Source organism: Gilvimarinus sp. 1_MG-2023 (assembly GCF_030548285.1).
Genome location: NZ_JAUOSC010000673.1, coordinates 1 through 305, shown reverse-complemented (window position 1 = coordinate 305; position 305 = coordinate 1). Strand labels below are relative to the sequence as shown.

Sequence of the window (305 nt, the reverse complement as noted above, 5' to 3'; positions counted from 1 at the left end):
CCATGGAAGACGGCAGTCAGGTGCCACCCCGCGCCCAGTCTGCCCATCAGATGGCCAGCTGCGTCTATAAAAATATTCTTAACGAACGCGAGAACAAGCCGCTGAAGGGGTTCAAATACCACGACCATGGTTCCTTGGTGAGCCTCAGCCGTTACAGCGCCGTCGGTAATTTGATGGGCAACCTCAGCAGCAAGTCCATGTTTGTTGAGGGTAACCTCGCCCGCCTGTTTTATGTGTCATTATATCGCATGCACCAGCTGGCGATTCACGGCAAATTCCGGGGAGCCATTATTGTGGTTCTGGAC

Annotated in this window: 1 pseudogene; it reads left to right on the top strand. The window is 53.8% G+C overall.

Annotated features, from left to right (window positions below):
• Positions 1-305 (top strand): annotated as a pseudogene (locus tag Q4563_RS18570) (FAD-dependent oxidoreductase); the annotation flags it as partial.